Source organism: Citricoccus alkalitolerans (assembly GCF_039528175.1).
GTDB classification, from domain to species: Bacteria; Actinomycetota; Actinomycetes; order Actinomycetales; family Micrococcaceae; genus Citricoccus; species Citricoccus alkalitolerans.
This window is the reverse complement of sequence record NZ_BAAALH010000002.1, coordinates 469,207-494,084: the sequence shown is the minus strand read 5'-3', so window position 1 is coordinate 494,084 and position 24,878 is coordinate 469,207. Positions and strand designations below refer to the sequence as shown.

Here is a 24,878-nt window from a genome sequence, read left to right as displayed (position 1 = left end):
CGGTGGATTGTTGCGTCGAGACCTGTGCTGTAATGAGTCGATGAACGACATAAGCAGGTTTGACGGCCTGGACGGTCTGGGCGGATCGGGTGCCAGCGAACTGTTCCAGATCCTGCGGGACGGACGCCCCCGCACCAGGACCGAGCTGGCGGAGCGCATGGGGCTGTCCCGGTCCACCGTGACCCTTCGCATCGAGGCACTGATGGAGTTGGGACTGGTCGGTTACGTCGACGAGGCGGTTTCCACCGGGGGCCGTCCATCCTCACGCATCGCCCTGCAGGCGGGCAGCAAGGTGGTGCTCGGCGTGGACATCGGGGCGTCCCACCTTCGGTTGGCCGTGACGGATCTCGCCGGCCACCGCCTCCGGGAGGCCACCCGCACCATGGCGGTAGCTCAAGGCCCCCAGGTGGTGCTGCAGGCTGTCGTCGAACTGGCCACGAGCCTCCTCGGGGAGTCGCAACGCACCACGGGGGACCTGCTGGCCATCGGCATCGGCGTCCCCGGCCCCGTGGAGCACCGCACCGGCCGGCCCATCAATCCACCGATCATGCCCGGCTGGAACGGGTTTGATGTGCCCGGGTTTCTGCAGGACCACTTCCACGTGCCGGTCCTGGTGGACAACGACGTCAACATCATGGCGCTCGGGGAGCGCAACGTCGCCTGGCCGGACGTGGACGACCTGATGTTCGTGAAGGTGGCCACCGGCATCGGTGCCGGCATCGTCGCCAGCGGCCGGCTGCAGCGCGGCGCTGACGGCGTCGCCGGGGACATCGGCCACATCCGCGTGCACCGTGGCAGCGGCGTCCCCTGTCACTGCGGCAACCAGGATTGCCTGGAGGCCGTGGCCTCCGGTCCGGCGGTGGCGGCCCAACTGCGCACGCAGGGCCTGGATGCCCACACGGGGGAGGACGTGGTGCGTCTGGTTCAAGCCGGTCACACCGAGGCGGTCCACGCGGTCCGGCAGGCGGGGCGGGACGTCGGCGAGGTCCTGTCCGCCTGCATCAGCCTCATCAATCCGTCCGTGATCGTGATCGGCGGCTCCATGACACTGACCGGCGAACACTTCATCGCGGGCATCCGCGAGGCGGTGTACTCCCGGACCGTCCCGCTGGCCACACAGCACCTGCAGATCGTCCAGTCGGGCTCTGGACTGGATGCAGGCGTCCTCGGTGCCAGCATGCTCGCCATCCACCACGCCATGTCTCCGCAGCGGATCGATGCCATGGTCAACGGGCTCACGGCGCCGGCCGCCGGCTGATTCAATGGGGCATGATCTCCAGCCCGCAGCCTGATGGCCAGTCCTCCACGTCGCTTCCCCCGGCCCCACCGCTCGCACCCTCCTCCCGCTCGCAGGTGCCCGCCTTCCAGGTGATGACCATCCTCGGCCAGGTGGCGGAGCTGCGGGCGGCGGGGGCCGACGTCGTGAGCCTGTGCGCGGGTGAACCCGGCGGTGGAGCTCCTGCGGGGGTCAGCGCCCGGGCCGCCGAACTGCACGCGTCCGGACGGGCACTGAACTACACGCCGACCCTCGGCATCGAGGAATTGCGCACCGCGATCGCCGGCCACTACGCCCGCTGGTACGGGGTGGACGTGGACCCGGCGCGGGTGGCCGTGACCACCGGATCCTCGGGGGCCTTCATGGCCGGGTTCCTGGCCGCGTTCAACCCGGGGGACAGGGTAGCGATGGCCCGCCCTGGCTACGCCGCCTACCGCAACATCCTCGCCGCGCTCGGTTGCCAGGTGGTGGAGATCGACGCCGGCCCTGCCGTCCGCTTCCAGCCCACCCCCGCGCTGCTCGAGGAGGCCGAGTCCACGCACGGCCCGTTGGCCGGTTTGATTCTCGCCTCCCCGAACAACCCGACCGGCACCATGGCGACCCGGGCCGAGATGGCCGTGCTGGCCACGTGGTGCCGGGAGCGCGGGGTGCGTCTGGTGTCGGACGAGATCTACCACGGCATCACGTACGGCTCCTCCGACGGGATTGGCGGGGCTGCCACAGCTGACGCAGTTGACGCGTCCGACGGGAACGACGCGGATGGCGCGGCGGCAGCGCCGGGTGACCGAGCCGACGTCGAGCGTGGGGTCTGCGCCTGGGAGTACTCCACGGAGGCGATGGTGATCAGCTCGTTCTCGAAGTACTGGGGCATGCCGGGCTGGCGTATCGGCTGGATGCTGATGCCGGAGGACCTGGCGCCGGCGATCGGCGGACTCTCCGGTTCGGTGTCCCTCTGCCCGCCGGCCCCCGCCCAGTACGCCGCAGTCGAGGCCTTCTCCGACGAGTCCTACGCCGCCTGTGATGCCCAGGTGGCCGGCTTCGCCCGGGCCCGCGCCCTGGTGCTGAAGAACCAGGACAGATTGGGCTGGGCCGACGCCGCGCCGGCGGACGGTGCCTTCTACTTCTGGGCGAAGCCGGGGGAGGCCATGCTCGCGCGGTATGGCACCTCGACCGTCTACTGTGAGGCGTTGCTGGAGCGGGCCCACGTGGCACTGACACCCGGTACCGATTTCGACACCGCGCACGGGGAGGACTACGTCCGGTTGTCCTTCGCCGCCGGGTACGACGCCGTGGCCGAGGCTATCGAGCGGATCGTGGCATTCCAGCGGGGCTAGTCTGCGGAATCTTCGGGCAAGTCGGCTGTGTCCAAGGCTGAGCAGCCCACCGTACATTGCGTACATGACCAGTCCAGGGGTCGAGGCCCTGCCGGTGGGGTTTGAGCACTTCCATCGCAAGGACTTCATCAACTACCAGTTCAACCGGGCGCACGCACTGGGCTTCGCCGACCGCGGCGAGCTGTACGGTGCTGCCGCCCGTGTCCAGTCGGTGGCCGACTGCATCGACGTGTTCGAAGACCTTTCGGCGCGGTCTGCAGCAGCCGGCAGGCTACGACATGCTGCAGGCTATCTGCGCCTGGCGGAGTTCTTCACCCCGCCGCGGTCGGAACAGAAAGCCGAACGCTACCGGCGCCTCCGGGAACTGTACGAGGCCGCGTTCGCGGGCACCGGTCTCGTGCGCCACGAGGTGCCCTATGCCTCGGCGAGCCTGCCCGCCTATCGGCTGCCCGCAGCCGGCCCGGGCGCCGGGTCCACGGTGTTGCTGCACGGCGGGTTCGACTCAGTCATCGAGGAGTTCCACGCCATCTGGCAGCGCCTCGCCGCCGCGGGATTCGAGGTCATCGCCTTCGAAGGGCCGGGGCAGGGCGGAGCGCGGACGCTGAATGGTCTGACCTTCGACCATGACTGGGAGAAGCCGGTGAGTGCAGTGCTGGATCACTTCGGCGTGGAGCGGGCCACGCTCGTGGGCCTCTCGATGGGTGGGTACTGGGCGCTGCGAGCCGCCGGTTTGGAGACCCGCATTCAGCGCGTGGTGGCCTGGCCCCCTGTCTTTGACTGGCTTCACCGGCTGCCGCAGGTGGTGCGGGTGCCGGTCCGGGGGATGTTGAGGCACCGTGATTTCATGCGTTGGAATGTGCGCACCCGCGTCCGCCTGAGCCCGACGCTGCGCACGGTGGTTGACCAGGTGTTGTACATGGTGGACAGTGACGACCCAGCCGACGTAGTTGACTGGTTCATGGGCATGAACGCCCGACATTTGGGCAGCGAGCGGGTGCGCCAGGACGTGCTGCTGATGTGCGGTGAGCACGACGCGTTCCAGCCGCCGGTGCTGGCCCGGGCGCAGGCCCGTGCGCTCACGGTGGCCCGCAGCCTCACGGTGCGCACCTTCACCGAGGCAGAGCATGCCGATCAGCACTGTCAGATGGGGAACCTGGACCTGGCCTGTCAGGAACTGACCACGTGGTTGCGGGACCGCGCGGAACAGGCAGGGTGAGGCCAGAGCGAGGTGCTGGTCACAGCGTGGGCACGGGACGGTGGCGGGGAGAGTCTCGGGGGTTCGGCATCGTGCCCGCGGCGCGGTGCCAATGACACGGGTCGTAGCCCGCCTGGACCTTGCCGATCGCGCCCTCGCGCGGAGCCGACGATCTGACGACGGCCGTCCATGGGGGGGCTGAAGCTAGGGATTCTCCGCCAGGCGCTCCGAGAGCAGACGCCGGGCGGCATCCTTCAGGTGCGCCAGGGAAGCGGCGATGATGGGTGCGGTCGCCGTGCCCCGGCGCGCCGCAGCCACGATCCGACGCGTCGGGCGCGCCGGACCCGCGATGGGCACACGCCGCACGTTCTCGGACCCCGCCAGACTGGCCAGGCGCGGCACCAGGCCGAGGCCCATCCCGGCCCCGACGAGAGCCGTCGTCGTCTCCCATTCGGTCACCTCGTGCTGGACCTTCGGGTTCACGCCGACCGCAGTGAATGCAGAGGAGAACAGGGCGCGGTAGGCGGTACCCGGAGCGTCCGTGATCCAGACCTCGCCCACGAGTTCGTGCAGCGAGACGGATGAGTTCTCGGCCAGCCGGTGGTCCAACGGCAGCATGACGTCCAACGGATCGTCCAGCAGCGGCGTCTCCTCGACGCGGGAATCGGAGCCGACGTCGGCATCGGCCTCGGTGGCCACGACGACGGCGAGATCGATCCGCTCCGCGAGGAGGAGGTCCAGGCACCGCGACGGGCTCGCCTCGACCACCCGCACGGTGACCTTCGGCTGCGTGGCCCGCAGTTCCGCCGCGAGGGGGACGAGCAGGCTGGACGCCGCAGTCGAGAAGCCACCCAGGCCGAACTCGATGGGCGTCGACCCGGCGACGGACGCCATGGTCGAGGTGATGCGGTCGCACTCTTCAACCAGGCCGTCCGTCTGCTCGACGAGATAGCGCCCGGTGGCCGTCAGGTGTAGCCCGCGGCCCTCCTTCAGCAGCAGGCGCATGCCGAGCGACTGTTGGAGCTCCCGCAGCTGCGCCGAGACGGCGGACGGGGAGTAGCCGGTGAGCTCCGCGGTCGCCGCGATGCTGCCACAGGAGGCGAACGTCCGGAGGGTGAGGAGGCGTCGATCGATCATGCACTGATTCTGCATGGTTCCCGCCGGATATCCGAGCTTTTTATTGCATTGTCGGGACTCTACGATCGATGTGTCGTTGATCACATCGCTGTAACGGTGCCGCCCCTGCGCGGCCCGCAGCAGGCCCCAGAACTCCGCAGACTCGAGGAATCAGTACCGTGACCCTTGCCGTGAACTCCAGTGCCGCCAGCCGCGGCCGCCTCGCCGTTGCCCCCACCGAGGAGCAGACCGCCCAGTTGCGCCTTTTGTTGGACGAGCGCCGCACCGGCTACTCGTTGGAGGCGCCGTTCTATACCGACCCTGAGATCTTCGCCGCAGACATGCAGGGGATCTTCGGTCGGCACTGGCTCTTCGCCGCCAGTCTCGCCGAGATCCCGGAGCCGGGTGACTATGTCACTGTCGACTACGGTCCGTACTCCCTGATCGTCCTCCGCACTGACGACGGGGTGAACGTCCTGCACAACGTGTGCCGCCACCGTGGTGCCCGGGTCCTCCCGGAGAAGACGGGCACCACGGGCAACCTGGTGTGCGGATACCACTCCTGGACCTACTCGCCCGACGGTGATCTGATCCACGCCTCCTCCCCTGGTGAGACGTCCTTCGACAAGGCGTGCTTCGCGCTGAAGAAGGCGCACGGCCGCGTGGTCGCCGGGCTCGTGTTCGTCTGCCTGGCGGACGAGCCGCCCGCCGACTTCGACGAGGTGGCCGAGATCTTCGAGCCGTACCTGGCCCCGCATGAGATTGCCAACTCCCGGGTGGCCTACCAGCAGGACATCATCGAGGAGGGCAACTGGAAGCTCGTGATGGAGAACAATCGCGAGTGCTACCACTGCGATGGCCACCCCGAGCTGGCCTGCTCGCTCTTCCCCACCTGGGGCCTCTCCGAGGGGATCGTCCCGCCCCACCTGGAGGACGTCTGGAACCGCAACGTCGAGGCTGAGGACGCCCTGCGGGGGCGCTGCACCCGCTACGGGCTGCCCTTCGAGGTCGTCGAGGAACTCGACACCCGCGTCACCGGGATCCGGATCTCCCGTGAGCCGCTCGACGGCGCGGGGGAGTCCTTCTCCGCTACCGGCCGCCGCTTGTCCAAAAAGCTGTTGGGAGACCTGCGCGACTTCCGGCTGGGCCGCTGTTCCATGCACCTGCAACCGAACTCGTGGTTCCACCTGATCTCCGACCACGTGATCACCTTCGCTGCGTTCCCGATCAACGAGCACCAGACACTGGTGCGCACCACCTGGCTCGTGGCCGACGACGCCGTCGAAGGGGTGGACTACGACGTGGACGCGCTCACCCACACGTGGAAGCAGACGAACCTGCAGGACAAGAACTTCGTGGAGATGTGCCAGCAGGGCGCAAGCAGCCCGGCCTACGAGCCAGGGCCCTACATGAAGAGCGAGTACCAGGTCGAGGCGTTCATCAACTGGTACACCCAGCGCATGCGTGAGCACGTGGCATGACCATCAGCACCACCCTCACCACGATCCCGGAGGTCCGGCGCGTCCGGGGCCTGGAGATGCCGTGGAACCGGGTGGCCCGGGCCACGGCCGACCTGCCCTTCGCGGCGGCCGCCCGGGCCCTGGACCCCTGGTACCCGCAGGAGTTCCTGGCCGAGTGCGTCCAGACCATCCCGGAAGCCGGGGGCATGCTCACCGTCGTCATGCGCCGGACGGACGGCGCCCCGCTCGCCTTCCGCTCCGGGCAGTACCTCAACATCGCCTTCCCGGTGTTCGGTCCGGACGCTGAGCCGGTCAACCGCAGCTACTCGTTGTCCAGCGCGCCGACGGAACCGTGGACCTTTGCCATCACCGTCAAGCGTGAGGAGGGTGGCACGGTCTCGCCATGGATCCACGAGAACATCCGGCCCGGCAGCGTGCTGGAGGTGCTCGGCCCCGTGGGGGCATTCCACCTGCCCGACTATGACCGCCGGGCGCGCTACCTCTTCCTGGCGGCCGGCTCGGGCATCACCCCGCTGATGTCGATGATCCGGACGATTCACTCCCTCCCGGGCCGCGCCGACGTGGTCATGCTGTATCACGGGGCTGCGCCCGGGACCTTCGCGTTCTCTCACGAACTCGAGCACTTGGCCGCAGTCGATTCGCGGATCACCGTGTACTACTCGCTGGGTGATCGGAGCGTCCCCGGCACCTGGGAGGGGATGGTCGGTCGGCTCACCTCCGAGATGGTGGACACCGTGGTCCCCGACGCCAACGGTCGCAAGGTGTTCGCCTGCGGCCCGGAGGGGTATATCGATGTCGCCGCCGAGCTGTTGGAGAAGGTGGGCGTGGACGAGACGTCGATCTTCGTTGAGTCGTTCTCCGGCACTCACGAAATCGTGCAGGAATACCGGGAGGAAGTGGCTCTCGCCGGCAGTTTCGCCGAGGAGTACGCAGCCGCCCAGGACGCCGCCCGCGAAGCGGCACGGGAGGCCCCGGCCGACGCCATCGACCCGCCCACCGGCGCGCTGGATCTCTACCGGATCGCGGAGCTCAGCGCCGCCGAGGGTGACGGTGCCACGGCGGCCCCCGAGAACTCGGCGCCTGCCGACTCTGCTCCTGCAAACTCGGCGCCTGCCGACTCTGCTCCTGCGAACCCGGCGCCTGCCGAGTCTGCCCCGGCGAACCCGACTCCATCGGGGCCGGCTGAGTCGGGCGAGACCGGGCAGGCTGACCCGTCCACCTTCGAGGTGGTCGGGGAGGGCAGCCTGACGATGTCGTTCCTGCGCACCCGCCTGAATGTCCGCATCGACCCGCAGGCGAACGTCCTGGACGCCGCCCGGGAGGCGGGCGTGCGCATCGGGGCGAACTGCCGGGAGGGCATGTGTGGTTCCTGCAAGGTCGTCAAGATCAGCGGCGAGGTGGACATGAATCACCAGGGCGGCATCCGTGCCCGCGAGATCGACGCCGGAAAGTTCCTGCCGTGCTGCTCGACGGCGCAGACCGACCTCGTCGTGGACGCCTAGACCAGGACCGGACGCCGGAGACCGGCGGGAGGGCCATCCCTCCACAGAACATCACCGGCGCCGCACATCGCCGGGAGCAACACAGACGTCAGCACAACTAGGAGTGATCAATGAGGCCTACACCCTCTCCCCGGGTCGTCATCATCGGGGCCGGCATCGTCGGGGCGAACCTCGCCGACGAACTCGCCCAGCTCGGACACACCAACACCCTCGTCCTCGAACAGGGTCCGCTGGGGATCCCGGGCGGCTCAACCTCGCATGCGCCGGGCCTCGTCTTCTCCTCCAACGGCTCGAAGTCGATGACGGCGTTCGCGCAGTACACGATCGAAAAGCTGACCTCGCTGACCGGCCCAGACGGCCGCGGCTCCTTCTTGCCCGTGGGCGGCCTCGAGGTCGCCACCACGGAAGAACGCCTGCAGGACCTCCACCGCCGCGCGGGCTGGAACCGCTCGTATGGGGTGGAAGCGCACGTGGTCGACGCCGACGAATGCCTCCGGCTCTTCCCCCTGCTCAACCCGGACATGCCGCTCGGCGGGCTCCTCACCCCCGGCGATGGCCTGGCGCTGGCCGCCCAGGGGACCCAGCTCGTCATGGAGCGGGCCCGGGCCGCCGGAGTCGAGTTCCGCGACCGGACCACGGTCACTGACATCGAGCAGTCCGGCGGTCGGGTCACCGCGGTGGTGGCGGGCGAGGAGCGCTTCCCGGCCGACGTCGTGGTGTCCTGCGCCGGTTTCTGGGGACCGAACATCGGCAAGATGGTCGGCACCGAGATCCCGCTGCTGCCACTGGCCCACCAGTTCGCCTGGACTACGCCGGTCCCGTCCCTGGACGGAGTCAACGAACTTCCCAATGGCGCCAGCCGCCCGATTCTGCGCTACCAGGACCGAGACCTGTACTACCGCGAGTGGGGTGACACCATCGGCATCGGTTCCTACGCGCACCGGCCCCTGCCGGTCGACCTCGACACACTCCCGGCCTACCGGCCGGAGGACATCACCAGCGAGCGGATGCCCTCGTCCCTGCCGTTCACCCCGGAGGACTTCGCGGCCGAGTGGCAGGCCAGCCAGGAGCTGCTGCCGGACTTGAGGAACACCGAGATCAAGCGCGGATTCAACGGCATCTTCTCCTTCACCCCGGACGGCGGCTCGCTGGTCGGCGAATCCCGCCACGTGGACGGCTTCTTCGCGGCCGAGGCGGTCTGGGTCACGCACGGTCCCGGCATCGCGAGGGCCGTCGCCGAGCTGATCGCGACCGGACAGTCGAGCATCGACCTGTCCGACTGCGATCTGAACCGGTTCGAGGACGTGCAGACCACGCCCGAGTACGTCTCGGAGACCTCGCAGCAGAACTTCGTCGAGATCTACGACGTTCGCCACCCCCTGGAGCCGCGGTTGTCCCCACGCAACGTGCGGGTCAGTCCCTTCCACGAGCAACAGAAGGCCCTCGGCGCGTTCTACCTGGAGGGCACGGGTTGGGAGCGGCCTCACTGGTTCGAGGCGAACGCCGCCCTGCTGGACGAGATGCCCTCCGAGTGGGCCGCCCCGGAACGCGACGACTGGTCCAACAAGTTCCACTCCCCGATCGCCGCCGCCGAGGTCTGGAAGACGCGGACCGCCGTGGCCATGTTCGACATGACCCCGCTCAAGCGCCTGGAAATCACGGGACCGGGCGCCGGCCCTCTGCTGCATAGGCTGACGACGTCCAGCATGCTGCGGGCGCCGGGCGCGGTCAGCTACACGCTCCTCCTGGACCAGGCCGGCGGTATCACCAGTGACATCACGGTCGCACGTCGGTCCGAGCAGACCTACCAGGCCGGTGTGAACTCCAACGTGGACCTGGCCTACATCTCCCGCGAGGCACGCCACCAGAACGAGGAGAATCCGGCCCAGTGGGTCACCGTCCGGGACATCACCGGCGGCACCTGCTGCATCGGGCTCTGGGGACCGCTCGCCACCGCCGTCATGGAGAAAGTCAGCCGCGATGATCTGAGCAAGGACGGGCTGAAGTACTTCCGCACCAAGGAGATCTCGATCGGCGGTATCCCGGTGACCGCCATGCGCCTGTCCTACGTGGGCGAGTTCGGCTGGGAGCTCTACGCCTCGGCCGACGTCGGCCACCGGCTCTGGGACGTGATCTGGGAGGCGGGTCAGGACCACGGGATCATTGCCGGGGGCCGCGAGGCCTTCAACTCGATGCGCCTGGAGAAGGGCTTCCGGTCCTTCGGCACGGACATGACCAGCGACCACGAGCCGGAGCAGGCCGGACTCGGTTTCGCCGTCAAGGCCTCGAAGACCGATGACTTCGTCGGCAAGAGCGCACTGGCGGAGCGAGCCGCGGCGGCGACCACGCGACTGCGGTGCCTCACGGTGGACGACGGGGTCTCAGTGGTCCTCGGCACGGAGCCTGTGTACCTCGACGGCGAGGTCTCGGGCTACGTCACCAGTGCCGCCTACGGATACACCGTGCGCAAGCCGATCGCCTACGCGTGGTTGCCGGACCGGGTGGAGACCGGGGACGCGGTGGAGATCGAGTACCTCGGGCGCCGGATCGCAGCCACCGTGGTGGACGATCCGCTGTACGACCCGGAGATGACGCGACTGCGCGGCTGAGTCAGCCTGACCCCGTCACCCCTTCAGAGAAGAGCTTTGTATGAACTTAAGAACCACTTCCTCCGCGGAAGACGGCACCAGTGACCCGCCGCGCGCACGTGCGGCGGACACGATCCTCAAACCGGTCTTCATCCCCGCCTCCGTGGTGATTGTGGCTCTGATCCTCTTTGCGGTGATCTTCAGCCGGGTCTCCGGGGACACCTTGGCGGACGCGACCTCCCAGCTCAACACCGCCATCACGGACGGCGTCGGCTGGTGGTACGTCATCGCGGTCAACATCTTCCTCGTCTTCGCGGTCTATGTTGCGGCGTCCAAGGTCGGCCGGATCCGGTTGGGCCGGGATGACGAGAGCCCGGAGTTCGGGATCGTGTCCTGGTTCCTGATGCTCTTCAGCGCAGGCATGGGCATCGGGCTCGTGTTCTTCGGGGTCGCCGAGCCGCTGAGTCACTACGCCCTTCCGCCCGAGGCGTTCGGGAACGAGCCGGGATCCGCTGAGGCGGCAAGCGGCTCGATGGGCCTGACGATGCTCCACTGGGGCCTGCACCCCTGGGCGATCTATGCGATCGTCGGTTTGGGGCTGGCGTACATGTCCTTCCGCCGCGGACGCCCACTGGCCGTGCGATGGCTGCTTGAGCCCCTGATCGGACGCCGGCGCGTAGAAGGCTGGATCGGTCACGCCGTGGACACCGTTGCCGTGGTGGGGACCCTCTTCGGCATCGCGACCTCCTTCGGGTTCGGCATCGAGCAGATCATGGGCGGCCTGAGCTACCTCGGCTGGGCCGAACGCTCCACGTGGCTGATCATCGTCCTCATCGCCGGCATCACGCTCATCGCCGTCTGGTCCGTCGTCTCCGGCGTGCACAAGGGACTGAAGTGGCTCTCCAACATCAACATGTCGCTGGCCGCCCTGCTGGCCCTGGTGGTCTTCATCCTCGGACCGACGCTGTTCCTGCTCAAGGCCTTCCCGGACAACCTGGGTGCCTACGTCTCGCTGCTGCCGGAGGCCATGCTCCACGTCGGCCCGCTCTCCGAGGACGGATGGGAGAACGGCTGGACCATCTTCTACTGGGGGTGGTGGGTCAGCTGGGCTCCGTTCGTCGGCATGTTCATCGCCCGCATCTCCCGTGGCAGGACCATCCGGCAGTTCATCGTGGGGGTGCTGCTGGCCCCGACGCTGGCCAGCCTGCTCTGGTTCACGGTCTTCGGCGAGAGTGCCATCCTCTTCCAGCGGGAGGGTACTGCCGAACTCGTGGTGGACGGTGCGGTGGACAGCACCACGGCCCTGTTCGCGTTCCTGGACGCCTTCCCCTTGGCCACCGTGCTCAGCGTGACCGCGATGGTGGTGATCGTGTTCTTCTTCGTCACCTCCTCCGACTCAGGCTCGCTCGTCATCGACATGCTCGCCAGCGGTGGCAGCACGAGGACGCCGGCCTCCACCCGGACGTACTGGGCCCTCCTCGAGGGCATCGCCGCGGCCGTGCTGCTGGTGGTCGGCGGCGATGCCGCGCTCACCGCCCTGCAGACGCTCTCGATCGCCACGGCCGCACCGTTCTCCGTCATCATGGTGCTCACCTGTATCTCCCTGCTGCGGGCGTTCCGGCACGAGATCGCGACCATGCCGAACTACATGGAGGTCATCAACACCACTGATGCCCCCGTGGCGGGCGCGGACGGCATAGGCCACGGGGACACCGGAAACGGAGCCCACACCGATGGATCGTGGAAGGGCGAGCGAAGTCTGCTGCACGGGGTCGGCGGAGCCGCAACCGCACTGGCGGGACTGCCCGTGCAGGGGCGGAACGAGAACGGCTCCGGCGAGACCCAGATCATCACCTTCCGCCACGTGCCTCCGAGCGAGACCGTCACGGATCCCGAGACCGGCGTGATCCACATGGTGGCCGCTGCCGAGGATCCGCTCGCCGGTGAGGTTTTTGACACTCCCGAATTCGAGTCCTCCCAAGAGTTCCTGGACCAGGGTGGGCACCACGAGGAGGCGCTGGACCTCGACGTCGAAGAGATGGAGAACCTCGAGGATCCGGGCAGCGTGGATCAGCGGGTCTGATCACGTGGCTGGGGTCGACCTGCTCGGACACCCAGTACCCGTGATGACAGGTAGGACACGACTGACCCCCGTCCGTTGGACGGGGGTCAGTCACGTAGTGTCCGGCGGCGGTGCCGCCCGGAACGGTGCCTCCCGGATCGGTGCCCTCCGGAGAGGGCACCGCCGGTCAGCGCAGGACGACCGTCCGGCCCCCGTGGAGCATGACGCGCCCTTCACAGTGCCAGCGGACGGCATCGGACAACGCCTTGCGCTCCGTGTCCCGACCGGCGGCCACGAGCTCTTCCGGGCCGTGCGTGTGGTCCACCTGGACCACCTGCTGGGCGATGATCGGCCCCTCGTCCAGCTCGCTGTTGACGTAGTGTGCCGTGGCGCCGACCGTCTTCACGCCCCGCTCGAAGGCCTGGTGGTAGGGCTTGGCGCCCTTGAAGGAGGGCAGGAAGGAGTGGTGGATGTTGATGATGCGCCCCTCCATTTTGGTGGCCAGGGAATCGGAGAGCACCTGCATATAGCGAGCCAACACCACCAGGTCGATCTCGAACCGATCGGTGAGGTCGAGCAGTCGCTGTTCCGCCTCCGGCTTGTTCTCCGGCGTGACGGGGATGTGGAAGAACGGGATGCCGTGCCACTCCACGGACCTCTGATGGTCCGGGTGGTTGGAGACCACGGCGGCGATCTCCACCGGCAGTTCACCGATCCGGGCGCGGTACAGCAGGTCATTGAGGCAGTGATCGAACTTCGAGACCATGATCAGCACGCGGCGTCGCTGGCTCGCCGGCTGGACATCCCAGCGGGCGCCGTGCTCTGCCGCGAGGCCCTCCATGTCCCTCCGGACCGATGCCGCGGCGGCGGTCCCTTCCACCCCATCGTCGAGGCGGAAGTGCACGCGGGCGAAGAAGTGCGCCGCCCGGGGGTCATCGAAGGTCTTCAGCTCCACGATGTCGCCACCGTGCCTCAGGAGGACGCCGGTGAGAGCGTGCACGATCCCCGGTCTCTCCGGGCTGTCAAAGGTCAGGACGTGGTCCCGTGCGGTCTCAGGCACTATCGGCTCCATCTCTCGGTACTCGTTCCCTCGATACATAGCTTCCTGGTAGACCTATGTTCGCAAACTGATATACCAGGGTAGTATCAAAGGTATGATGTGTGTCACAGCCACGTCAATGGTGACGCGGGACGAATTGACCCGGCAGTGTGCGCATCGGCCACGGAGCTCGCCGGGAGAACTTCATCCGTGTGCCCCGTGGCGTCCCGCTGAAACACAGACACAGAAGTGAGGAACAGATATGCCAGGAAATCGTGCCGTCGCCTACAAGGAACCAGGTGTCGTCGAGGTCATCGACACCGACTACCCGACCTTCGAGTTGAAGGACGGTCCGGGGGTGAACCCGGCCAACGTGGGACGCAAAGTCCCTCACGGGGTCATCCTCAAGACCGTCGCCACCAACATCTGCGGCTCGGACCAGCACATGGTGCGCGGCCGGACCACGGCCCCTGCCAACCTGGTTCTGGGTCACGAGATCACCGGTGAAGTGGTGGAGGTCGGCCCGGATGTCGAGTTCATCGAGGTCGGAGACATCGTCTCCGTCCCGTTCAACATCTCCTGCGGCCGGTGCCGCAACTGCAAGGTGCTCAAGACCGGCATCTGCTTGAACGTGAACCCAGACCGTCCGGGCAGTGCCTATGGCTACGTGGACATGGGTGGCTGGGTCGGCGGACAGGCCGAGTACGTCCTCGTCCCTTACGCAGACTGGAATCTGCTGAAGTTCCCGGACCGGGACCAGGCGCTGGAGAAGATCATGGACCTCACCATGCTCTCCGATATCTTCCCCACCGGCTTCCATGGTGCTGTCACGGCCGGGGTGGGTGTCGGTTCCACCGTCTACGTCGCCGGCGCGGGCCCCGTGGGCCTGGCCGCGGCCATGGGCGCACAGCTGCTCGGTGCCGCCGTCGTGATTGTGGGAGATATGAACGAGGACCGCCTGGCGCAGGCGCGCACCTTCGGCTGTGAGACCGTCAACGTCGGCGAAGGACCCCTCCAGGATCAGATCGAGCAGATCCTCGGCGTCCCCGAAGTGGACAGCGGCATTGACGCCGTCGGTTTCGAGGCCCGCGGGCACGGCAAGGATGCCGACCACGAGGCTCCGGCGACGGTCCTGAACTCCCTCATGGACATCACCACCGCCGGTGGATCCCTCGGCATTCCGGGTCTGTACGTCACGGGAGACCCGGGAGCCGTGGACGAGTCCGCCAAGAAGGGGTCGCTGTCCCTCTCGCTGGGCACGGGCTGGGCCAAGTCCCTGTCCTTCGCCACGGGACAATGTCCGGTGATGAAGTACAACCGCCAGCTGATGATGGCGATCCTGCACGACAAGGCGCCGATCGCGAAGGCCGTCAATGCGAAGGCGATCTCCCTCGAGGACGCCCCACGCGGCTACGCCGAGTTCGACGCCGGTGCGGCGACGAAGTTCGTGCTTAACCCCAACGGGTATCTCACGGACTGATTGCCGCTGCTCCGCGGCAGACCGCCCACAGGTCGCGGGTCGGGAGGGTGAGGGGAGGCTGCGGCCGACCCACCTTCCCGCCGCTACCTCTGGGGCTGCGCCACCGACGATGACCAGTGCTCCCGAAGGGCCACGAGGGCCTCGTGGACGAGGGCACTCGTCGTCACCCCATGCGGCCGGGCCACCATGACGGCATTGCGCGGGTTGGCGTCGGCGAGCGCCCGGTAGATCAGTGGCAGCCCCTCGGGGCTGTGCGACACGGGCTGCATCAACAGGGAGTATGCCAGGTTGCGTCCCACCACGTTGTGGATGGCGGGCACGCTGGCGGATCGCCACGGCACATGCGGCTCCACCCCCGCTGCCGCGAATTCGGCCAGGGTGCGTTGGAAGGCCGGCTCCTCCGCCACGAAGATCCCGGGGTAGGGGGCGAGGTCTGCCAGCCGGATCTCGGTGTGGGCCGCCAGGGGGTGGTCCAGGCCCAGTGCCACGAGCCGGCGGCTGTCGGTGAGGGCCTCACCCTGACAGTCTGGCAACAGCTGAGCCTCGTAGACCACGCACAGCTGGGCGCGCCCGGCCAGCATGGCCTCCTGGATCTCGGGGCCGGATCCCTCGATGAAGTCGAGTTCCACCCCCGGGTGGTGCGTGACGAACCAGTCCAGCAACGCGGGGATGGTGTCACGGGCGAGGGTGCTGAACACCCCGACCGTGAGGCGCCCCGAGAGTTCTCCGTGCAGACCCCGGACCACGGTACCGATCTCCTCCACCTGATCGACGATGAGGCGAGCTCGGGCTGCCACGGCCTGCCCCTCAGGCGTCAGAGAGACCCCCCGACCGCGCCTCCGGACCACGAGCGTGGCACCCAGGCTTCGTTCCAACTGTGTCAGGGCCAGGCTGACAGCCGCCTGCGTGACATGGCACTGCTCGGCAGCGAGCGTCGCTGAACCTGTCTCGGCAATGGCGGCCAGGTACTCCAGCTGGCGCAGCGTCACGTCGTTCATAAGTTCTCCTTGTGCGTCTGCCAAGAAACTATAGCTCGACAAAAGTGATGCAGCGCACAAAGCTGGAGGCCGTTGAGAACAACCCAAGGAGATTCACACATGGCGCACACCCCCTACGTCGTCACCCTCGGCACCGCCGGCGGTCCGCGGTGGTGGCAGGACCACCGGGGACAGTCCCGGTCTGGCATCGCCACCGCGGTTGTGGTCAACCACACCTGGTACCTGGTGGACTGCGGGCAGGGCGCCGGCCGGCAGGCGAACACATCCGGCCTGCTGATGAAGGACCTCGGCGGGGTCTTCGTCACGCACATGCACTCGGACCACACCGTTGACCTGCCCTCGCTGCTGCTGTTCGGAGCCTTCGAGCTGAAGAATTCTCCGCGCGGGCCGATTCCGATCATCGGTCCCGGAGACCGGGGCAAGCTGCCCCCACTGTCCGCGCATGCCACGGAGAACCCCGTCCCGGTGGCTCCGGAGAACCCGACTCCCGGGGTGTCTGGGCTGGTGCGGGGCCTGCTGGGCGCCTACGCCACGGACTGCAATGACCGGATCTTCGACTCCCTGGCCAAGAGTCCGGCCGAGCAGTTCCAGCCGCGGGAGATCGAGATCCCGGCGGCCTGCGGTTTCGATCCGGACCACAACGTGTCTCCGGAGATGGAGCCGTTCGAGGTGTTCCGGGATGAGAACGTCACCGTCTCCGCCATCCTGGTCTCCCACCATCCAACCGCGCCCGCCTTCGCGTTCCGCTTCGACACCGAGGCAGGGTCCGTCACCATCTCCGGTGACACCGCGCCATGCGAGAACATGGTCCGCCTCGCCCGGGGAACCGACCTGTTGCTGCACGAGGCCATCAACCTGGACGAACTGGCGCGCCGGTATTCGGATGCCCCGATGCTCCAGGCCACCATGGCGCACCACCGCCGTGCCCACACCACAGCCGAACAGGCCGGGCAGATCGCGTCCGCGGCCGGCGTCGGGCGCCTGGCACTGCATCACCTCGTCCCCAGCTACTCCCCGCCGGAGGCCTGGGAGAAGGCCCGCGGCACCTACAGCGGTCCGCTGGTGATTCCGGAGGACCTGGAGGTCATTCCCTTCGGTGACTCCGGGGGCCAGAGCGCGGTTCTCCCGCAGGACACCATCATCCACGACGCCGGCCCGGTGACCCGCGTTTCCGTCACGAGCGCATCATGAACCAGGAGGACACGACCATGAGTACCACGCCTGCCCCCGGAGGTGCCTATCACGCGCCGCCGGCAGAGATGCGCCGCATTCTGTTCTCCAGCTTCCTCGGCACGGCCGTGGAGTACTACGACTTCATCCTGTACGCCACGGCCGCCGGGATCGTCTTCAACCAGATCTTCTTCTCCGACCTGGATCCGGCCACCGGGTTGTTCGTCTCCTTCGGTACCCTGGCCGTCGGCTACGTCGCCCGTCCCCTCGGCGCCCTCATCTTCGGCAACCTGGGTGACCGGATCGGACGCAAGGCCATTCTGATCGGCACGGTGTTGATCATGGGCATCGCCTCGACGCTGATCGGTCTGCTGCCCACCAGTGAGCAAATCGGCATCTGGGCACCCATCCTGCTGGTCACCCTCCGTCTGCTGCAGGGCATCGCCGTGGGCGGCGAATGGGGCGGGGCCATGCTGCTCGCCTTCGAGAACGCCAAGAAGGAGTCACGGGGCTTCGCCTCGGCCTTCGCGTACATGGGCGCACCCGCGGGGACCATCGCCGGCACCCTGATCCTGTCCGCGATGGCCGCTCTCCCAGGGGATGCTTTCCTGGAATGGGGCTGGCGCGTGCCCTTCGTCTTCTCCGCCGTGTTGATGATGCTGGCCATCTTCATCCGCATGCGGGTCTCCGAGTCGCGGGTCTTCCGGGAGCTCTCCGAGCGCAGTGTGAAGAAGAAGACGCGCGTTCCGGTCGCGGAGCTGTTCCGCGAGCATCCGCGGGCGCTCCTGACGGCGCTCGGCGCCGGACTCTCCGGTCAGATGGCCCAGGGACTCATGGGCGCCTGGGCCATCTCCTACGCTGTGCAGCAGGCAGTGCTGGCCCCCACGGAGGTCCTGAACATGAAGGCGATCGGCGGTGTGGCCACCATCGCCATGATCATCCTGGCCTCCAAGCTCTCCGACCGTCTGGGACGCCGGAAGATCCTGATCGCCGGCAACATCGGGGCCATGGTGCTGGCTTTCCCCGTGATGTGGATGCTGGAGATGGGGACGACGGCGGCCTTCCTGCTCGCGATCTTCCTCGGCCTCTCCACGGTGCAGGGATTCACCGCCGGCCCCTACGGCGCCTACGCCGGAGAGCTGTTCCCCACCTCGGTGCGCTACTCCGGCACCTCGATCGGCTATCAGATGGCCTCCACGCTGGGCGCCGGGTTCACGCCGATGATCGCCACCGTGCTGGTCACCGCCGGGGGTGGATCTCTCTCTCTGGTCGCGGGCATGTGGATCCTCTTCTCCGCGGTGAGCCTGACGGCACTGATCTCCTCCCGTGACCGGTCTCGTCAGGACATCCAGGACCTGGACGGAACGCCGGCGCCGGACGAGGACGCCGGGGCCCGTCCGGCTGACGTGGAGGACCTGGTCATCCAGGCGCCCGTTCGACCGGAGACCACCAAGGCCTGACCCCCCGAGGTCATGCGGGCCCGGCGCCCGGCTCCCCGGTCACGGACCGCACCGCCCGGGCCGGGGAGCCGACGACCACGGAGCCCGCCGGGACGTCCTTGGTCACCACGGCGGCCGCGGCCACCACGGCGTTGTCCCCGATGGTCACGCCAGGCAGGATGGTCGCGTTGGAACCGATCCAGACGTTCGTCCCGATCACCACGGGCGCCGGGTGCATGTCCAGGCGGTGCGCCGGGTCGAGGGCGTGGTTGAGCGTGGCGATCACGGTGTTGTGCCCGATCTGGCAGCCGTCTCCGATGGTGATGCCGCCCTGGTCCTGGAAGGCGCAGCCGGAGTTGAGGAAGACCCGTTCGCCCAGGACGGTGTTCTTGCCGAAGTCGGTGCGGAAGGGCGGGAACAGCATCACCGTCTTCGGGACCGGCCGGCCGAACAGCTCGGACAGCAGCTCCCGGACCCGGGCCGGCTCGTGGTACCCGCCATTGAGCTCAGCGGTGAGGCGCAGGGCCTCCTGACTGGTGTGGTGCATGACCTCGTGCAGGGGTGAATCACCCGTGATGGTCTCACCGGCGTTCAGCGCCGCGAGCAGGTCCTCGAGTTCCATGATGACTGCACGCATGGGCTTCTCCTTCTGATGGCTGGTGCTGAGCGCCGGGGGCTGGCCGGGGAATCTTGCTCCAGACCATCACGCGCGGCCACACCGGGGGAGTCCCTGCCGAGAGGGGTATTGCGGGGGACTCCTTCACCGTCCGCGGCCTGGCCTACGCTGACGTCATGGACAACAAGGCCGAGGTTCGCGAGTTCCTCATGTCCCGCCGCGCCAAGGTCACCCCGGAGCGGGCCGGGCTGCCGGCGGGCGGGAACCGGCGGGTTCCGGGACTGCGGCGCCATGAGGTCGCCACCCTGGCGGGGGTCAGCGTGGAGTACTACACGAAGCTGGAGCGCGGCGCGATCGCCGGGGCGTCGGCATCGGTCCTGGATTCTTTGAGCCGCGCCCTGATGCTCAACGAGACCGAACGGGCCCACCTGTTCGATCTGGCCCGGGCGGCCGACGGCATCCCGACGTCCGGGCGGCACCGCCGGCCCGCCTCCGCGCCACGGCAGCCGCGCGAGAGCCTGCAGTGGACCCTGGAGTCCATGCAGGGGGCCGTGGCCTTCGTGCGGAACCCGGTCCAGGACCTCGTCGCCGTCAATCGCCTCGGTCGCGCGTTCTACTCGCCGGTGATCGGCGACGGCGGCCGCACACCCAATCTGGCCCGGTTCCAGTTCCTGGACCCGGCCTCCCGCGACTTCTACCCCGAATGGGACCGATTCGCGCACATGTGCGTCGGCAGCATGCGGGCCGAGGCCGGCCGCGACCCGCAGAACCGGGGCATCCAGGACCTGGTGGGCGAGCTGTCCACGCAGAGCGAGACCTTCAGGGCGCTGTGGGCCGCCCACGATGTGCGGACCCACGGCGCTGGCACCAAGCGTTTCCACCACCCTCAGGTCGGGGAGCTTGTCCTGGCCTACGAGGAGCTGCTGATCACCGCCGAGGAGGGGCTGGCCATGGTGGTCTACACCGCCGAGCCGGGCTCGGCGTCGGCGGAGGGGCTGCAGATGCTGGCGTCCCTGGCGGCGAGTCCAGGGGATGCCGTCGTCCGTCAGGGATGAAGACGTCCACCCGCCGCCGCTGCGTCCGTTCGTGCACGCAGCGGCGGCTCCGGATCAGGCCGTGAACGTGGAGGCGTCGATCACGAAGCGGTAGCGCACGTCTGAGGCCAGGACCCGCTCCCAGGCCTCGTTGATCTGCTCGGCATCGATGACCTCGACCTCGGCGGCGATGCCGTGCTCGGCGCAGAAGTCCAGCATCTCCTGGGTCTCCGCGATCCCGCCGATCATGGAACCGGCGTAGGTGCGGCGTCCGCCCAGCAGGGAGCTGACGTTCAGGCTCATCGGCTCGGACGGGGCGCCCACGTTCACCAGGGCGCCGTTGACGGCGAGCAGGCCCAGGAAGGCATCCACGTCCACCGGGGCGCTGACCGTGTTGATGATCAGGTCCAGGCTCTGGGACAACGCCGTGAAGGTCTCCGGGTCACTGGTGGCGTAGTAGTGGTCCGCGCCCAGGCGCTCGCCGTCCTCCTGCTTCCGCAGTGACTGGGAGAGCACGGTGACCTCGGCACCCATGGCGTGGGCGAGCTTCACGGCCATATGCCCGAGCCCGCCGAAGCCGACCACCCCCACGCGGGTTCCCGGCCCGGCGCCCCAGTGCCTGAGGGGGGAGTAGGTGGTGATCCCGGCGCACAGAAGGGGCGCGGCCTTCTCGAAGGGGATGGACTCGGGGATGCGGAGCACGAAGTCGGCATCCACCACGATCCCGGTGGAGTAGCCACCCTGGGTGGTGGTGCCGTCCCGGTCCGTGGCGCCGTAGGTGCCGACCATGCCCTCCAGGCAGTACTGCTCGTCCCCGTTCGCGCAGTTGGTGCAGTGGCCGCAGGAGTTCACCATGCAGCCGACGCCGGCCCGGTCGCCCACCTGATGGGTGGTCACCTCGGAGCCGACCTCCGCCACGATCCCGGCAATTTCGTGTCCGACGGTGAGCGGGTAGGGCTGCGGCCCCCAGTCGCCCCGGACGGTATGGATGTCTGAGTGGCAGATGCCGGACCAGCGGATGTCGATCCGTACGTCGTGCGGGCCGACCGGGCGGCGCTCGATGGTCCCGAGGGTCATCGGGTCGGTGGCGTTGGCGGCGATGTAGGCGGGGACAGCAGTCATCAAGATCCTTTGCACGGTCTGTACGGATGGAGGTGGCCGCCGCGGGGGTCGCCCGCCACGGTCACCGGTTCAGTGAACCACCCGGTGAGGGGGACTGGGAGTCCCCAGTGGTACCCCTGTGACGGAGCCCTCGGGTCGGGGTGAGCCCTGCCACGGAGGGCTCTCGCAGGGCATCATGGGGGACGACGTCGGCCGATGCCGACCGACCGAAACCCAAGGAGCCCCATGAAGACCGTGCCCCTCGGCAGTACCGAGTCCCCCGTGCCCAACATCATCGCCGGCATGATGCGGATCGCCGACATGTCGCCCGAGCACGTCCGGGCGCTCTACGGTGCGGCGCGGGAGGCCGGCGTCGACTTCTTCGACCACGCGGACCTCTACGGCTTCAAACACCCTGGCGGCTACCACCACTGCGAACGCGTCTTCGCCGAGGCGCTGAGTCTCAGCAGCGCCGATCGGGAGCAGATCACCCTGCAGACTAAGACCGGAATCGTGGACGATCAGTGGCACTATGACTCCTCCTACGAGCACATCGTCACTTCCGTGGAGGAGTCGCTGCGGGCGCTGCGCACCGAGTACATCGACGTGTTGCTGCTGCACCGCCCGGATGCGCTCGTGGAGCCGGAGGAGGTGGCCCGCGCGTTCGACGAGCTCGAGTCGGCCGGGAAGGTGCGGTCCTTCGGCGTCTCCAATCACACACCCCGCCAGATCGATCTGCTCACGTCCGCTGTCCGTCAGCCGCTGCTCGTCAACCAGGTCCAGCTCTCCCTCACGCACTCGACGATCGTGGCCCAGGGGCTGACCTCGAACATGGCCGGCCAGGAGGACGCCCTGACGCGCGATGGCGGCGGGATCCTGGACTACTGCCGCGTCCAGGGCATCACGATCCAGGCCTGGTCGCCCTTCCAGAAGGGCAACGGGTCCGGCGTGTTCTTCGGCTCCACGGACCATCCGGCGCTCAACGCGGAGCTGGACCGTCTGGCGGCCCAGTACGGTGTCACCCCGACGGCGATCGCCACGGCCTGGATCACCCGCCACCCCGCCCGCATGCAGGTGGTCCTCGGCACCACCAACCCGCAGCGGCTCGCCGACGCGGTGGCCGGGTCCGATCTCCCGCTCACCCGGGGCGAGTGGTACGGGCTGCTCCAGGCAGCCGGCCACCACGTGCCCTAGGGCTGCTGCCCGGATTCTGCACCGTTCCGGGCAGCGATGAGATGGTCATACCCGGACTGGTAGGTGGGATGCTCGAGGCTTCCCAGGAAGTCCAGGAGCCGGGTGCCGTCCAGGACGGTGCCGGTGGCCTCTGCCGGCGTGATGGCCGGTGGTGGCGGGACCCCGAGGCGCTGGGCGATGTAGGTGATGACCTCGCCCAGCGGTGCCGGTGCCCGGTCCACCGCGTGCAGCAGGCGGGGCGGCTCCTCCGTGGTCAGCAGGGCGTGCAGGGTGCGGACCAGGTCGTCCTCGTGGATGCGGTTCGTGCGGCGGGCGTACTGCACCGGGGCACCCTCAAGGACCTTGCGCAGCAACATCTCGCGGCCCGGCCCGTAGATCCCGGCCGGTCGGAGGATGTGGGCGTCGAAGAGTTCCGTGGCCAGCCGCTCGCCCTCGAGCAGGGTGGCGGCGCGCAGGCCCACCGGGGCGGGAGCGTCCAGTTCGGTGAGGGGACGGCCGTGGGTGTGGCCACCCAGCACGCGGGTGGAGGAGACCAGGACCACGCGGGGTGGGACCTGCGGCAACGCGGCGGCGAGGTTCCGCAGCGAGGTGAGGTAGCCGCCGTCGTGCGCGGGTTGCCTGGCGGATGCCGACCCGGGTGCCGTGCCCGGCGCGGAGCTGGCCACCGGCTCGCCGGGAGGCAGGGTGATGACCAAGGCGTCCACGGCCGGCAGGGCGGTGCGCACGGGTGACCGCAGGTCCACCGGCAGGGCGGTGAAGGTGACAGGAAGCCCGGCCGTGGTGCGGCGCAGGCCGAACACCTCCCCGCCGTCCGCGGCCAGGCGCTGCCCGAGCCGGGTGCCCAGTGCGCCGCAGCCCACGAGCAGGGTACGGTCGGGGGTGTGCTGGGACGGGGGAGGCGCGGACATTCGGGCAGTCTATCCGCGCCGGTCCCCGTCAGACGCTGAAGAGCTGCCGGTCGGCGGCCAGGGTGTACGGCCCGTCGTAGAACTCGGCGATGCCGGCCAGGTCGGCGTCGGAGAAGACCCCGGCCATGTGGCTGACCACCACCTTCTTCACCCCGGCCTCGGCGGCGATTCGCCCGATGCCCTCCGGGGAGGTGTGGCTGGACTCCAGGTGGTGCAGGAACTCCTCGGTGAAGTCCTGGTCCCGGTAGTAGTCCATGTTGACGACCTCGTGGACCAGGAAGTCGGCGTCCTGGCTGAGCCGGACCATGTTGGGAGTCTCGGCGGTGTCACCGGAGAAGGTGATCACGCCATAGTCGCTCTCGAAGCGGAACCCGAAGGCCGGGAACACCGGCAGATGCTCCACCAGGGTGGCCTTCACCCGCACGCGGTCGTCCTCGTAGATGGTGAACGGCTCCATGTCCGGAACAGGGTTGCGGTCCGGATCCGCCCGCGGGCGCCGGGGCAGCTCGATGTCCACGCCCTCGAAGAGGTCGTTGAGCGGGATCCGAGCCTCGTCCGTGGTGCGGAAGTTGATGTCATAGGCGTTGGCGCGCATCAGGTTGTCAATGACGTCCTTCATGCCAGTCTGCGGCGGGGAGACGACCGGCCGGATGTCCTTGGGCAGGCGGGCGCGGCCCGGACCCATGATCCCCACCCGGGAGGTGACGCCCTGCACCGGGGTGTCCCAGTTGTAGAGCATGTAGGCGCTCAGCTCGGAGATGTGGTCCGAGTGCAGGTGCGTGACGAACGCCTGACGCAGCTTGTTGCCCGTCAGGCCCGCCTCGACGGCCTGCCGCGGCATCCCCAGCCCGAAGTCCACCAGGTAGTGCAGCCCATCGACGACGACGGCGCTCGCGATCCCGTGCCGGGTCCCGCGGATCGCCGGTCCGGCAGCGGTTCCGAGGGTTACCAGGTGCATGCCGGTGTCCGGCACGTTCGCGGCCGTGGCCAGCACGGGTCCCGTGGCGGCGCTGGCGGCGCCCGCACTCAGGATCGGGGCGCTGAGGGCAGCGATGCCACCGGCGCCCAGGAGGGTGCGGCGGGGGACGTGCGAGGTGTGAGGTGTGGACGGCATGATTCCTCCGCGGGGTCGGTCCTGATCGCCGCGCGAGGAGTGAAATGTGATGTGGCTCACGCGACCGTCATCACTATGGATGAAGGTGCGTGGAGGCGCAAGGTCTTTGTGCGCGTGCTGGCCATCCATGGCGCGTCTCAGGCCGCATTCCGGCGCGCCCCGTGATGGGTAGACGCCGACTGGCTGAGCGCCAGCACCCGAGCTCGCAGCCGGACCATGCGGGTGGAGGTC

At 68.4% G+C, this 24,878-nt stretch carries 19 protein-coding genes; 12 read left to right on the top strand and 7 right to left on the bottom strand.

Annotation, left to right across the window (positions count from 1 at the left end; genetic code table 11):
- Positions 1-40 precede the first annotated feature (40 nt).
- The 3 genes from ABD134_RS08110 (at position 41) to ABD134_RS08100 (ending at position 3,826) form a co-directional block, all read left to right on the top strand.
- Positions 41-1,258 (top strand): ROK family transcriptional regulator, encoded by a 1,218-nt coding sequence (locus ABD134_RS08110; protein WP_344228496.1) that lies wholly within the window; start codon positions 41-43, stop codon positions 1,256-1,258.
- An 11-nt stretch (positions 1,259-1,269) separates the two neighbouring features.
- The gene (locus ABD134_RS08105; protein WP_344228494.1) at positions 1,270-2,610 is read left to right on the top strand and encodes a pyridoxal phosphate-dependent aminotransferase; all 1,341 of its coding nucleotides are present in this window, start codon (positions 1,270-1,272) and stop codon (positions 2,608-2,610) included.
- 64 nt (positions 2,611-2,674) lie between these two features.
- Positions 2,675-3,826 (top strand): alpha/beta fold hydrolase, encoded by a 1,152-nt coding sequence (locus ABD134_RS08100; protein ID WP_344228492.1) that lies wholly within the window; start codon positions 2,675-2,677, stop codon positions 3,824-3,826.
- 183 nt (positions 3,827-4,009) lie between these two features.
- Here ABD134_RS08100 and ABD134_RS08095 read toward each other — a convergent pair whose 3' ends face one another.
- Positions 4,010-4,942: a LysR family transcriptional regulator gene (locus tag ABD134_RS08095; RefSeq protein ID WP_344228490.1), complete on the bottom strand. Its 933-nt coding sequence runs from the start codon at positions 4,940-4,942 to the stop codon at positions 4,010-4,012.
- 158 nt (positions 4,943-5,100) lie between these two features.
- Between ABD134_RS08095 and ABD134_RS08090 the strand changes: the two genes are divergently transcribed.
- The 4 genes from ABD134_RS08090 to ABD134_RS08075 all read left to right on the top strand — a co-directional run bounded on the left by ABD134_RS08090 (position 5,101) and on the right by ABD134_RS08075 (position 12,575).
- The gene (locus ABD134_RS08090) at positions 5,101-6,402 is read left to right on the top strand and encodes an aromatic ring-hydroxylating oxygenase subunit alpha (protein WP_344228488.1); all 1,302 of its coding nucleotides are present in this window, start codon (positions 5,101-5,103) and stop codon (positions 6,400-6,402) included.
- On the top strand, positions 6,399-7,904 hold the full coding sequence (locus tag ABD134_RS08085; RefSeq protein ID WP_344228486.1) for a flavin reductase family protein: 1,506 nt from the start codon (positions 6,399-6,401) through the stop codon (positions 7,902-7,904). The genes ABD134_RS08090 and ABD134_RS08085 overlap by 4 nt, the downstream gene beginning before the upstream one ends.
- A 110-nt stretch (positions 7,905-8,014) precedes the next feature.
- Positions 8,015-10,513: a GcvT family protein gene (locus tag ABD134_RS08080; protein WP_344228484.1), complete on the top strand. Its 2,499-nt coding sequence runs from the start codon at positions 8,015-8,017 to the stop codon at positions 10,511-10,513.
- A 40-nt stretch (positions 10,514-10,553) separates the two neighbouring features.
- Entirely contained in the window at positions 10,554-12,575 is a 2,022-nt protein-coding gene (locus ABD134_RS08075) for a BCCT family transporter (protein WP_344228482.1), read from the top strand.
- A 166-nt stretch (positions 12,576-12,741) separates the two neighbouring features.
- On the opposite strand, the gene purU is transcribed toward ABD134_RS08075, so the two are convergent.
- Entirely contained in the window at positions 12,742-13,626 is an 885-nt protein-coding gene (gene purU / locus ABD134_RS08070) for a formyltetrahydrofolate deformylase (RefSeq protein ID WP_344230792.1), read from the bottom strand.
- Positions 13,627-13,855: 229 nt separating this feature from the next.
- Between purU and fdhA the strand changes: the two genes are divergently transcribed.
- Positions 13,856-15,073: a formaldehyde dehydrogenase, glutathione-independent gene (fdhA, locus tag ABD134_RS08065; protein WP_344228480.1), complete on the top strand. Its 1,218-nt coding sequence runs from the start codon at positions 13,856-13,858 to the stop codon at positions 15,071-15,073.
- Between the two features lie 83 nt (positions 15,074-15,156).
- Here the strand turns inward: fdhA and ABD134_RS08060 are convergent, their stop codons facing one another.
- The gene (locus ABD134_RS08060; RefSeq protein ID WP_344228478.1) at positions 15,157-16,071 is read right to left on the bottom strand and encodes a LysR family transcriptional regulator; all 915 of its coding nucleotides are present in this window, start codon (positions 16,069-16,071) and stop codon (positions 15,157-15,159) included.
- A 99-nt stretch (positions 16,072-16,170) separates the two neighbouring features.
- Here ABD134_RS08060 and ABD134_RS08055 point away from each other — a divergent pair, with 99 nt between their 5' ends.
- Both ABD134_RS08055 and ABD134_RS08050 read left to right on the top strand, forming a co-directional pair.
- A complete protein-coding gene (locus tag ABD134_RS08055) occupies positions 16,171-17,262 on the top strand; it encodes an MBL fold metallo-hydrolase (protein ID WP_344228477.1) in 1,092 nt (363 codons plus the stop codon).
- A gap of 17 nt (positions 17,263-17,279) precedes the next feature.
- On the top strand, positions 17,280-18,701 hold the full coding sequence (locus ABD134_RS08050; protein ID WP_344228475.1) for an MFS transporter: 1,422 nt from the start codon (positions 17,280-17,282) through the stop codon (positions 18,699-18,701).
- Between the two features lie 10 nt (positions 18,702-18,711).
- Here the strand turns inward: ABD134_RS08050 and ABD134_RS08045 are convergent, their stop codons facing one another.
- Positions 18,712-19,302, bottom strand: a complete 591-nt coding sequence (locus ABD134_RS08045) for a DapH/DapD/GlmU-related protein (RefSeq protein WP_344230790.1) — start codon at positions 19,300-19,302, stop codon at positions 18,712-18,714.
- A 170-nt stretch (positions 19,303-19,472) separates the two neighbouring features.
- Here ABD134_RS08045 and ABD134_RS08040 point away from each other — a divergent pair, with 170 nt between their 5' ends.
- A complete protein-coding gene (locus ABD134_RS08040) occupies positions 19,473-20,351 on the top strand; it encodes a helix-turn-helix transcriptional regulator (RefSeq protein WP_344230788.1) in 879 nt (292 codons plus the stop codon).
- A 54-nt stretch (positions 20,352-20,405) separates the two neighbouring features.
- Here the strand turns inward: ABD134_RS08040 and ABD134_RS08035 are convergent, their stop codons facing one another.
- A complete protein-coding gene (locus ABD134_RS08035; RefSeq protein WP_344228473.1) occupies positions 20,406-21,452 on the bottom strand; it encodes an NAD(P)-dependent alcohol dehydrogenase in 1,047 nt (348 codons plus the stop codon).
- Positions 21,453-21,677: 225 nt separating this feature from the next.
- On the opposite strand from ABD134_RS08035, the gene ABD134_RS08030 reads away from it, so the two are divergent.
- Complete coding sequence (locus ABD134_RS08030) at positions 21,678-22,625, top strand: aldo/keto reductase (protein WP_344228471.1); 948 nt, start codon at positions 21,678-21,680, stop codon at positions 22,623-22,625.
- Here the strand turns inward: ABD134_RS08030 and ABD134_RS08025 are convergent.
- Together ABD134_RS08025 and ABD134_RS08020 are read right to left on the bottom strand one after the other, a co-directional pair.
- Positions 22,622-23,533 (bottom strand): sugar nucleotide-binding protein, encoded by a 912-nt coding sequence (locus ABD134_RS08025; RefSeq protein WP_344228469.1) that lies wholly within the window; start codon positions 23,531-23,533, stop codon positions 22,622-22,624. The genes ABD134_RS08030 and ABD134_RS08025 overlap by 4 nt on opposite strands.
- 28 nt (positions 23,534-23,561) lie before the next feature.
- Positions 23,562-24,647 carry an MBL fold metallo-hydrolase gene (locus ABD134_RS08020; RefSeq protein WP_344228467.1) on the bottom strand — a complete coding sequence of 362 codons (1,086 nt, stop codon included), beginning with the start codon at positions 24,645-24,647 and terminating at the stop codon, positions 23,562-23,564.
- Positions 24,648-24,878: the final 231 nt, after the last annotated feature.